Source organism: Bacillus sp. F56 (assembly GCF_001748205.1).
Classification (GTDB): Bacteria; Bacillota; Bacilli; order Bacillales; family Bacillaceae; genus Bacillus; species Bacillus stercoris.
Map to the genome: position 1 here is coordinate 243,373 of NZ_BDFC01000009.1, position 12,306 is coordinate 255,678.

The 12,306-nt window shown below is 43.4% G+C and carries 7 protein-coding genes; all 7 read right to left on the bottom strand.

What is annotated here, in order from left to right; all coding sequences use genetic code 11:
- Position 1: 1 nt before the first annotated feature.
- Positions 2 to 703 (bottom strand): thioesterase II family protein, encoded by a 702-nt coding sequence (locus BFW96_RS16590; RefSeq protein WP_014663082.1) that lies wholly within the window; start codon positions 701 to 703, stop codon positions 2 to 4.
- Entirely contained in the window at positions 700 to 1,683 is a 984-nt protein-coding gene (locus tag BFW96_RS16595; RefSeq protein WP_069840054.1) for a cysteine peptidase family C39 domain-containing protein, read from the bottom strand. The genes BFW96_RS16590 and BFW96_RS16595 overlap by 4 nt, the downstream gene beginning before the upstream one ends.
- Entirely contained in the window at positions 1,673 to 3,178 is a 1,506-nt protein-coding gene (locus tag BFW96_RS16600; protein WP_069840055.1) for a serine hydrolase domain-containing protein, read from the bottom strand. Before BFW96_RS16600 ends, BFW96_RS16595 begins: the two co-directional genes overlap by 11 nt.
- Positions 3,175 to 7,671, bottom strand: a complete 4,497-nt coding sequence (locus BFW96_RS16605) for a non-ribosomal peptide synthetase (RefSeq protein ID WP_069840056.1) — start codon at positions 7,669 to 7,671, stop codon at positions 3,175 to 3,177. Before BFW96_RS16605 ends, BFW96_RS16600 begins: the two co-directional genes overlap by 4 nt.
- An 81-nt stretch (positions 7,672 to 7,752) precedes the next feature.
- Positions 7,753 to 8,946, bottom strand: a complete 1,194-nt coding sequence (locus BFW96_RS16610; RefSeq protein WP_069840057.1) for an MFS transporter — start codon at positions 8,944 to 8,946, stop codon at positions 7,753 to 7,755.
- A gap of 125 nt (positions 8,947 to 9,071) precedes the next feature.
- Positions 9,072 to 10,262, bottom strand: coding sequence for a CamS family sex pheromone protein (locus BFW96_RS16615; RefSeq protein ID WP_014663077.1), 1,191 nt, complete (start codon positions 10,260 to 10,262; stop codon positions 9,072 to 9,074).
- A 15-nt stretch (positions 10,263 to 10,277) separates the two neighbouring features.
- Positions 10,278 to 12,284 (bottom strand): NAD-dependent DNA ligase LigA, encoded by a 2,007-nt coding sequence (gene ligA / locus BFW96_RS16620; RefSeq protein ID WP_069840058.1) that lies wholly within the window; start codon positions 12,282 to 12,284, stop codon positions 10,278 to 10,280.
- Between the last annotated feature and the right edge of the window lie 22 nt (positions 12,285 to 12,306).

Here is a 12,306-nt window from a genome sequence, read left to right on the forward strand (position 1 = left end):
TTCATACCACTCCTGTCTGATTCAAAATATGATTGATTTTAGCTGTCACTTCTTCTGTCTTCTGATTAATGAAAAAATGATCTCCTTCAAATTCGTAAAATCTGCATGTCTGATCGGTGTACTGACTCCAATCAGATAAATCAAACAGCACTGACGGCAGATCACGTTTTCCGTAAAAAACCGAAATATCGCAGGATAATGGAGCAACTGCTGTATTCCTGTATGTTTCCAGCAACTCAAAGTCAGCTCTTAAAATAGGAAGGAAAAAGTCAAGCACCTGCTCATTTTTGCTGAATTCTTCCGGTACACCCCCCATCTCAATAATCGCTTGTTTTAAAGCGGAATTTGAAAGCTGATGAAGCACTTTCTTTTCCGGGATATGAGGCGGGAAACGCCCGGAAAAAAACATATGGATCGGCTGTTTATTTTCCATGGTTAATTTCCTTTGCAATTCGTATGCAAGCAGCGATCCCATGCTGTGCCCAAAAATGGCATAATCCGAATCACCCAAATGAGATTTTGCTTGCATAAACAGATCTTCCGTCACGGATTCTGCACGATTGAGCAATGGCTCAGACATTCTCGTTCCATGTCCCGGAAGCTCTAGGGCCACCAATTCAACTGACGCATCAAGAAACCTTTTCCATCCGCTGAAGATGGTGCTCGAACCCCCTGCATACGGCAGACAGAATAATTTGATCATTTGACCCTCTCCTCTTTTCCTATATCCTTCAGGCATTCAATATGGGCTGCTTCAAGCTCCAGCACTTTTTTCAGTGAATCTTTGATTCGCTCTTCATAACCAGAAGAAGATCCTCCCGAAAAATAAAGCTTAGCCGCAAGATGCCGCGCTGCTTCCCACTCATCAATAATGTCAGATGTCACAGCGGCAAGCTGTTGAAAATCCGGAAGAAATGCGAGGCGGTATTGCTCTGTTTTTTTCACATTTAAAATTCCATTAAATGAATGAAGGAGCTTTTCGCTGTCTCTTATGCTGTGAAATTGCTCAGTAAACCGGCTGAAGGACGCCAAACCGGATAACATCCGATCTACATGCCCGGTGATGTTCTGAGCAAAGAAGGCAGCCGCATCCTTGAAAATGCTTTGCCCTGAGCGGTCCCTGCCCGGATCATAAGAAAAGGAGGCATAAGAATGAAAAGCGGCAGGAGGCTGAAAATAACTGTGAAAGCCTTGATAGGCTTTGGCCAAATGCTGATATGAAATATTTCTGGCTTCATATGACAAGTTATCGGGATAACGGTTTTCAATGGCAAGAACAGACTGATCTACATCATGAAAGCCATAAATCAGTATGTTGTTCCGGTTATGCTTAGACATATATTCCTGTCTATAAGGCTGCGCATATGTATCCAACCAAATGATGACGGGTTTATGTTTAAGAACATCGCGTTTCACATCAGCTATGAGACTGCTGCTGACCGATTGCTTATCCGCGATGATTCCCTGCTGATTCATGACATACTCAGGATCATAAACTTCTGTCCGATCAACCATTGGATAACCGTCTTCATCCAATTGATACGAATACATGTCATTTAAAAGATAAGGATAGATTTCTTGCTGAAACGAGCGAACCACGGAAAAATAACAGTTAAAAAAACAGCTGCGATAAAATAGGTCGTTAAACGGCTGAATACCAAGGATGGATGTTTCACATTTCATGCGTCTCACTCCTTCTTGCGGCACGGTGATTGAAAAAACAAGCGGTTAAACCGAATAGACAGGAGGCAAGGAGCAGCAAACCATAAACCGCCGCCAAATAACGAAGAGATCCGGGCCCCCAAATAAATATCATGCTCCAAGGCAAGCCATTAAAGGCAAAGAGTGAAATAAGCTTCGGCACCACTATTCCGGCTGCCAGCAACCCTCCCCAAAGCAGCGCCTTTATTCTTGTTCGCTGCTGAACGGGAACATTTTTCGTTTTAACGTTTTTTACAAAAATATAAACCCTCCACACCAGAACAATAAGCAATAAACTGAATAAAACCAGCAAGGCAGCCGCAGCTTTATCAATGACCTGAAACGGATCAGTGACAGAACCGTCCTGCTTTTGGTTTTGATCGGCAATCACTTGTAAAACAGAACGAGCGATTTTCTCAGGGTACGCGCTGTTCATATTGGCCAAAACCCCTACAGCCGCATTATCGTCAGGGCTGATGATAATAAACGAAGAAAAGTTCGGGTTGGAGCCGGCATGGAACAATTCTTTGACTCTGCCCTTTTTTTCAAAAATTGACCATCCCGCACCGTAATACACGCCAGGCTCGTCCGTTTTTACGCTTTTATCAGGCAGGTGGCTTTGCTCAATCAAACGGCTTATATCACCGTCACTGTGATTCAGCTGAGATCGAAGCCATTTGGATACATCCTTTGCGTTCGTGATAATATATCCGGCAGGCGTGTTTCCCCGATACTCAGGCGCGTCATAGACTCTCGCCTTTAAAAACCCAATTTTAAAACCTGATGATACATCTCCGTCATTACCAGCGTGCCGCCCAGCATACGTGTTTGACATACCTAACTGCTTAAAAACGTGCTCAGCCATATATTGCTCGTACGGCTGGCCTGATGCCTGTTCAATGATATATCCCAGTACATCATAATTGATTGTGGCATATTCAAATGTGCTTCCCGGCTTATGACTAAGTTCAACTCCCTTTAGCCCCTTCGCTGTTTTTTCCAAAGCATCTTCCTTTGAATCAATCTTGATATCCGCTATTGATAAAAATGGAATTCCGCTTGTATGATGCAGCAGCTGATGAACTGTGATATCTGTTTTCTTTCCGTTGTAAACTGCATAAAATCCGCTGATATACCGGCTGACAGGGTCATTTAGACTGATTGCCCCCGAATGGACAAGCTTAAGTACGCCTAGTCCAGTAAACGCTTTAGAGGTTGAGCCCAACTCAAACAATGTCGAGGCGGTTACAGGGCGGTTATGCCTGTCGCCGGCATAACCAAACCCCTTTTCGTAAACCGCAGCATTTCCTTTTACCACTGTCACTGAGATCCCCGGTATTCCGCTTTCCTTCATTTGCTTTTCGATCAGAGCGTCAATGCGCTTATCAACTGGCGTCTGAGCGCTTGCGTGTCCGCCGCTCCAGATTTGAACCGACAAGATACAAAGACAGAAAACCAGCCATACGTTTCTCATCATTTGAACAAGGAATCCAATTCTTCAATAGATAATGAGGCGGTTTCGAAATCTGATGGCGTATATTTGACAGACTCTTGTTTACAGCAATGTTCAGTCAGCTCTTCCAGCTGTACAGAAAATTCATCTAAAAGCTGTTCCATATCCTCTGTCTGATAAAGATTGCTGCAGATTAAATCCAACGTTAGCTGTCCGCCATAGATTCCCGCTGTCAAATCAAGACTGACTGTCAGATCATTTTCAGGCGATGACTCAGCGCCTGAATTTAAATAAGTCATGCGGTATTCTGATTTATCTGCTAAAAAACGGTCAACTTCTCCTAGATAATTAAAGCGCAGCTCAGGCTTCTTGTGATCCGGCATTCGTTTATTCAAATAGGTGAGAGCGCCGTAGCCAATTCCCTTATTGGGGATATTGCGCAGGTTTTCTTTCACTGAACGGATTTGCGCCGGCAGATCAGCCTCTGCCTGAAATACTGCGGGATACATTGCTGTAAACCACCCGAACGTCCTTGAAAAATCTAAGTCTTCCTTTAATGGCTCTCTTCCATGACCTTCTAACTCCAAAGAAATAACCTCTTTGCCTGTGCAATGACGGCAAGCCCGGATTAATGCAGTGATAATCAAATCATTTGTTTTGGTTTGATACGCCTCATTTGCTTCACTGAGCAGTTTTTGGGTCAACTGGCTTGTCAAAACCCGTTTCAGTTTTATGCTATTTTCAACTTTGGAATTTTCCGAACAAATCCCATAGAGCGGCTCAATTTTTTTCACTTTTTCATTCCAATAACTGCATTCTTCCTCCGCTTCACGTGAATAAGCGTATTCATGGATCGAATGTGAAAATTCCTGATAAGAATGTGTCTTTAAAGGGAGTCTCTTCTCTTCCTTCTTATCTAATGAATCTAAAAGAGCAAGAAAATCATCAATCAGGATTTGCCATGATACACCGTCCGCGATTAAGTGGTGGGCTGTAAATAACAAATGCGTTTTTTCGTTTGCTTTGATCATGCCGGTTTTAAAAAGCACTCCATTGTATAAGTCCGTGCTTTTTCTCATTTCCTGCCCGATTACCGCAATTTGTTTGGTTTGCTCTTCCTCGGAAAAAGTAGACAGATCCCAGTATTCAATATAAGGTTCGATATCTGTATTGTGATAGACCAAGGCATTCGTCTCTTTTTCTACATTCATTCGCAAGCTGTCATGATGATTGATTAAAAGAGACAGAACCGTCTTAACGTCTTCAAGGTAAATCTCTTTTTCAGCAGTTAGCATTACCGATTGATGCCAGAAATGAGCGCACTTTAAATCCAAAGACCAGAACCATTGGGTAATCGGTGTGCCCATCACTCTGCCTTCAGCCTGTTGTTGAGAAATTGCAGGCGATTGTTTGCTGGTCACAGCACTGACAAGTTCTCTAAATACGGGATATGTCATAATATCCTGAGTCTTGATAAAAAGACCTTTTTCTTTCATTTTCGAAACGAATTGAATAGCTTTGATAGAATCTCCGCCAAGCTGATAAAAATGGTCCTCTGGGCAAATGTCTGTCTGGCCGAGAATCTCCTTCGCGGTTTCCAAAAGAACCGCCTCAGCTTCTTTCTGCTCTTCATTTAACAATCCGTAATCTGTCTGCTCTTGATAAAGTAAAGGATCAGGGAGCGCTTCTTTGTCTGTTTTTCCATTTTGCGTAAGCGGAATATGATCCATCTTGATAAAGTAGGCCGGGACCATAAAAACGGGCAGTTTGCCAGAAAGCTTTTTCCTAAGCTCCAGCACTGGCACAGGTGCAGAGCTCACTACATATGCCGCCAATTGCTTTCCGCCCTGTGAATCATCAAAATCAATGACAACCGCTTCTTCTATTTCCGCGAGAGAAAGCAGGGCTAATTCAATTTCTCCCAGTTCTATACGGTAGCCTCTTAATTTGATTTGATGGTCTTTACGCCCTGCATATTCAAGCAATCCACTATTCGTTCTCTTCGCCAGATCTCCTGTCTTATACATTTTTCTGCCCTTTATGAAAGGGTTATCCAGAAAACGCTCGGTTTGCAAATCCGGACGCTTCCAATATCCTCTGGCGACATTATCGCCTGATATATACATTTCGCCTTGAGTTCCCGGCAATACCGGCTGCAGCTGTTCATCTAATAAATAAATTTCAGTATTCTGCAGCGGAACCCCAATTGGAACCGAGGCTTGCTGATCCTGTTCTCGGTCATACTTGTGGATCATACACCCAACGGTCGCTTCTGTCGGCCCGTATTCATTAAAGATCTCGATGCGGTGATCCGATGCTTCTGTTATTTGGCGTGCTAAAGAAACAGACAGCTGCTCACCGCCAACAATCATTCTTTTAATAGAGGAATCTTTTAAGTTTGCATCTTTCAGCAACGCTAAATGCGCTGGTGTCAGCTTGATGACAGCTGTTTTCTTTTCTTTTACGATTTGATGAAGTATAAATTCCGGGATATCTTCTTGTCTGTAAATGACAATCTTATTTCCTGTCACTAATGGGGTGTAAATGGATGTAACGGTTAAATCGAAAGCTATGGATGAGTAAAGCGCAAAGCTGTCCTCTTGGGAAGAAGTATAATTCTGAGAGGCTGATGTTATGTAGTTCACAAGGCTTTGATGTTCGATCATCACGCCTTTCGGCTGCCCTGTTGATCCAGAAGTGTAAATCATGTATGCGATGTCGGAAGGATCGTTCCTGATGTCTAACTGTCCCGTATCTAAATCGTTGAACATGGTGCAGTCAATACTGATTTTTTTCACGTGCCTTGGCAAACGGCAGTCTATTTTAAAAAGAGGGTCTGTAATCAAAAACGCCGCTTCACTATTTTCTAAAATATACTTGATTCGTTCCGCGGGATACTCGGGGTCGATCGGCACATAAGCGCTGCCTGTTTTTAAAATGCCCAGTAAAACAGCAATCAACTCCGGTGAGTGTTTCATGCTCACGGCAACAAAATCACCGCGGCTTATTCCTTTATGTATTAGGCAGCGGGCAATTTGGTTGGAGCGTTCATCCAGTTCCTGATAAGTAACATGTCTGCCCCCATCCTCTATCGCTGTCCGAAACGGATGCTGTGAGGCTGTTGCTTGAATTAATTGATTGATTGTCTGTTCTTTCGAATAGTCGGCCTGCGTCTGATTCCACTTAAATATCTCGTCCCTTTTTTCTTGTTCAGTTAATATAGACAAATGTCTGAATTGAATATCTGGGTCCTCGATAAGCAATAAAATCAGGCGAAGTAAACGGTCTTTCAATTGCTGAATTTGCGTTTCGCTGTAATCCGCTACCTTGTAGTCGAACTGCAATTCGATTGCCCCGCCTTCATCCCATTCTTTAACCGCAATTTGAAGGGAATAAGGCTGTGATCCGTTATATAATTCATCATATTCGACATGGCATCCATCTATATCAGAAGCAAGGTCGGTGTTGTATGAATTGATATACATTTGGAAGAGCTGGTCATATCCCTGTTTTGCCAGCTGTAATTCCTTTATCAGTTCGTCATAGGGGTACCGTTGGTGGAGAAAGTATTTCAGATAGTCTGAATTGACTTCTTGTAAAAAATCTGAGAAACGCTGGTCAAGGTCTGTTTTCTTTCTGAACGGCATCGTACTGACAGTCATCCCCGCCGTGCTTTTTTCCTTCTTTCCAGACCTGTTTAGCACCGGCGTGCCGATTATCAAATCAGTCTCTCCCGTTGCTTTGCTTACATACCAAAACAGCGATGCGGTAAACAATGCGTTTAACGAAGAGCCTTGCTTTTGAATAAATTCATAAACAGCAGCAGAATGTTCTTGGTCTAGTTTAAATCGTTTGCGTTTACCAGCAATGTTCGCTGAACTTTTTGACAAGAAGCTGTCCGGCAAATGAGAAAATTCTCCTTTCCAAAATGCGGCATCTTTTTGATATCGTGGCGAAGAAAGGTATTTTTTCTCTTTTTCTATGAGAATTGAATAGTCATCAGCGGCTTCTTCAGGCAGTTCTCCTTTTGCCAGAAGCATGTACAGATCCTTAATCTTATCAATGATGATTTTCATAGACCAGCCGTCAGCAACAATGTGATGGCATTTTATTAAATACCCGCATGTTGCTTCATCTGTTTGGAAAACATAAAATTGAACAAGCGCGCCATCAAACAAAGAGAAAGGGATTTTAAATTCCCGTTCGGCCCAATCTAGCATTCTTTCATATGGATGGTCGGTTGAAGTAAAATCGACTGATGGCACATGGGCCTGCACTTTTTCGTCTATGTATTGAAGAACTGATCCTTCCTGCTTTACGAGCCGTATTCTGAGGGATTCTGTCTGTCTGATGCAATGCTGAATGGCTTTTTTTAATGTCTCAAGATGAAGTTTTCCGTTGATTTGGATAAGGCCGCCAATATGATTAATAGCTGTTTCGGGGTATAAATTTTCAATATTTAAAACTCTTTTTTGATGATGAGAAAGAGGAAATAAATTCAAGTTACCACTCAACATTTCCACCTCTTTACAAATAGTATTTTACATCACCAATTTAAACACATAACAAATAATTTGTAAATATTTATAAAAGATTGTCTATATTTGTTCATTTTTTAGTTTTAAAGATAAAAGCGCTGAAACAGTAAAAATAATAAAATTTAAGAAAAATACATATTGGACACCCAGCCAATCAGTAAGACTGCTCATAATTAAGATCGATGCACCGTATACAAATGTACTTATTGTATGCTGAGCCGACAGTATTTTCGGAAGCAAAGTTTCATTTATGCTCTCCTGCACATAGGTTCTGATCGCAATTCCGCGGAGCTGAAATGAAGGTCCTAAAATAAAGACAAAAAGCAGCGATGCCAACGCATACTTATTAAGCGCAAGGCATAGTGTGCAAGCGCCGATGGCAAGTGATGTCCATAAAATCATCGAGAACAGTTTTCCATTCATTATTTTTGAAAGTTTCCAAACGATTAAACCGCCTGTAATGGTGCCGGCGAAATAGCTTGCGTTAATAAACCCCCACCATGTTTCGCTTTTATGCAGCACTTCATCGACATAAACAAGGATAATGGCTCCTGTCCAAATACTTCTGCCGAACATGGATAAAAGCTCAAGAACAGTCAGCATTCTGATAACAGGCATGCGATAAATCGCTTTCCACCCAGAAGAAATTTTATCCATAAAGGACTCGGTTTCTTCCTTTTCTGCATCTCCTTTTCCCGCATCCTTGACAAAAAATAAAGAGACTGTAGAGGTGCCATAAAGCGCAAAAGTCAACAATAGCAGCAATTGCGGCCCGAGCCATTTGATCAAAATACCGCCGAGCATCCATCCAAGCAGGAGCACGATTTGGTCAGAGGTCAGCACCAAGCTGTTTGCTTTCAACAACATGGATTTTGGAACAAAGCGGGGAATCATTGAATTTCTGACTGGAATCGTTCCTCCGTCTAACAGCGACATTAAAAATACGATAAAGAAAAAAATAAAAATAGATTTAAAATCTATCATAAATATGAGAAGCAACAAAGATAACAGAATGGTTTGCGTTAACTGTAAAAAAATCAAAATGTGCTTTAGTCTGTATTTATGAATGAAAATCGGTATAAATACTGCGCTTAATGACTGACCCACGAACTGCATCATGGCTACCAGCGATGCCAAGAAGGCCGAGTCTGTGACTTGATACGTAAATAGAGTCAGTACCAGCACGTATAAAGAATCTCCTAAATTGGCAATTGACTGGCCCGCCCATATAAAATAAAAGGATTTATTTTTCATAATTTCAACCCTTTTCTATTTTTAGAACATCATAACATAAATAAACACCCTCTCCAATGCTACTTAGCCTTCAAAAAAAACGCAAAAAACCCCTGCGCCGCAGCGGCACAAGGGGTCATCCAATATTAGTCATAAATGTGAACAGTCGGCTCTTTATCTCCGGCATTGCGGATAATGACCGCTTCTTGTCCGTCTGAGGACGTGATATTGACTTCGACATCAATTGAGCCTTTAGAGTAGTAGTCCATCACTTCACCCGTTAGGAACTGGGTAAACGCGACAACTTCACTTTTTCCGTAGAATTGCATTGGTATGTCAATCTTTATTTTCTTCATTTCATCATTATCATACAGCGCTGTACCGACAACGCCTGTATAGTTCGGGAAATATTCTTCAATTGAATTTTTAAACCGCTTAAAGACCTCGGTGTCATCCGGGTACTTTTCTGCTGTGGTTGTATCCGCTGGATAGAATACGTATTTTTCATTGATGTCATCCCAATTTGAGATATCAGTAGAGCCTGCTTTGACCTCTGTTTTGGCGATGAAGTTCCCCGGCACAATCGATGTTTTCGACGCCTGCTTATAAAGCGCGACGGTAATCGGCACATTCTTCAAGTTATCTTTTTTACGGAGGCGGTTAATAACCTCCTGTGCGATTTTTTCTCCTTGCTGGCGGAGCGTGCTGTCCTTAATCTCCACTTCTTTTTGCGGGTCGCCCGTTTTTTCACGATAGTAATACACTGAGTTTAACGCCAGTCCGATCATGACGCCGCCAAGCTGGATAGAATTCTTGTCCTTTCTGACTAAATAATCGTGCTCAAGCATGGATGCTAAATAAATCGGGCTGCTTTCGTTCTTTTCTTCTGTTGAACCAGAGCTCGGGAGCGCTGGGTTCAAGCCTTCATTTTTGAAGTTTTTATCTTCTTTTTCGGCTTTTTTCAAATCAGAGCCCGTTTTTTTCCGTGCCAGCCAGCTTAATACTGTATCCTCATCTAAATATTGTCCTTCTTGGAACAGATAATCGTCAGTCGAGAAAGAATCTTGGGCAAGACGCATCAGCCCTGTTTCAAACTCGTCAATGTCCAGCCTAGTATTCAGCTGTTCCGTTGTTAAGCCGCGCGCTTTGCCTGCCTTAAACGGCAGCACCATTTTGTAATAGGAGTCAGAGATATTATATTTCGGGACAATCGCTTTTTCTGACGATTTCGCCGTCTTTTGCGTAATCTCTTCCTCCTTCTCCCCCCCAAAACCTGACGAGCAGGCAGACAGCATTAATACTGCCGCCGTTGCCGCCAATGCCAACGTCTTTTTCAATAGAAAACACTCCTCTTATTTCTTTAGCTCTTCCATTAACTGTCCTTCATTCCACACTTCAATGTTCAGCTCTTGTGCTTTTGTCAGCTTGCTTCCCGCCGCTTCTCCGGCGATGACCAAGTCTGTGTTTTTGCTGACGCTTCCCGTCATTTTTCCGCCCAGCGCTTCGATTTGCGCTTTGGCTTCGTTTCTTGACAGCTCTTCCAGCTTTCCTGTCAGAACAATTGTTTTACCGGCAAAGTAAGAATCACTGTCCTCTGCCTTTACTTTTTTCGGGCCTTTGTAAAGCGTGTTTACGCCCAGCTCCTGAAGTTCATTCAAGAGTTCAAGCATTTCTTCTTTATGAAAATAGGTGATGACCGCGTCAGCCATTTTCTCACCGATTTCATCAACCGCGAGAAGTTCATCTTTAGAGGCTTTTTTCAGGTTCTCCAAGCTTTCAAACTGCATGGCGAGCGTCTTTGCAGCCTTTGATCCGATAAAGCGGATGCCAAGCCCAAACAGCAGGCGCTCTAACGAATTTTCTTTTGATTTTTGGATGGAGCTGATCAGGTTTTCAGTGGACTTTTCACCCATGCGTTCGAGCTGGATGACTTGTTCCTTCGTCAGCTTATATAAATCTGCCACATTGCGGACAAGGTTTTCCTCAAACAGCTGTGTGATCACTCGTTCGCCGAGCCCGTCAATGTTCATGGCATTGCGAGAAACAAAATGGATCAGCCCTTCCCGGATTTGCGCCGGACATTCAGGGTTAATGCAGCGAAGCGCTACTTCTCCTTCGATCCGGACAAGTTCGCTCCCGCATTCAGGACATTCCGTCGGCATGCTGAATTCCTTTTCTTCTCCTGTGCGCTGTTCAACAAGGACGTTCACGACTTCCGGAATGATATCGCCCGCTTTTTTGATGACGACCTTATCCAAAATCCGAATGTCCTTCTCTTTAATTAAATCTTCGTTATGAAGGGATGCTCTTGAGACCGTTGTGCCGGCAACTTTTACCGGCTCAAGAATCGCGGTCGGCGTGATCACACCCGTTCTGCCGACATTTAATTCGATATCGAGAAGCTTCGTCACGACCTCTTCAGCAGGAAACTTATACGCGATGGCCCAGCGCGGGCTTTTCGCCGTAAAACCGAGCTCCTCCTGCTGATCGAGAGAATCGACTTTAATGACAATGCCGTCTATTTCGTACGGCAGGTCAGCGCGCTTCGCCTGAAGCTCATCGATCAGCGTAATGACTTCTTCTATGTCGCCGCATTTTTTTCGTTCCTGATTCGTTTTAAATCCGAGTTCGTCGAGAAAATCAAGCCCTTGGCTTTGCGTCTCCACACCCATCTCGTCAAGCTCCGCTATACTGTAGACGAAGATATCGAGGTTTCGTTTCGCTGCAATTTTCGGATCGAGCTGTCTAAGTGATCCTGCCGCGGCATTTCGCGGATTAGCGAACGGTTCTTCTTCATTTTTAATTCGTTCTTCATTGAGTGCTTCAAACGAACGCTTCGGCATATACGCCTCGCCGCGCACTTCGATCGACAGCTCACGGTTCATTTTGAGCGGGATATTGCGAATCGTCTTCAGATTCTCAGTAATATCCTCTCCCGTCGTTCCGTCACCTCGTGTGGCTCCTCTGACAAAATAGCCGTCTTCATAACGGAGAGAAACAGCAAGACCGTCTATTTTCAGCTCCACATTATACGCCACATCGTCACCGACGGCTTGGCGCACACGGCGGTCGAAATCACGGAGATCATCAGCATTAAAGGCGTTGCCCAGACTGAGCATCGGTGTGCCGTGGGTGACCTTTTGAAACGCTTCAAGCACGGCTCCGCCGACGCGCTGCGTAGGAGAGTCAGGCGTTCTGAGGTCTGGATGCTCCTCCTCGATCGCAATCAGCTCCTGCATCAATCTGTCGTATTCGGCATCAGGGACGCTCGGTTCATCTAGGGTGTAATATTCATAGCTATACTTGTTGATGGTGCGGCGCAGTTCGTCTGCCCGCTGCTTGGCTGTTTCTTTGTCCATCTGCTTCTTCCTTTCCTCTTCA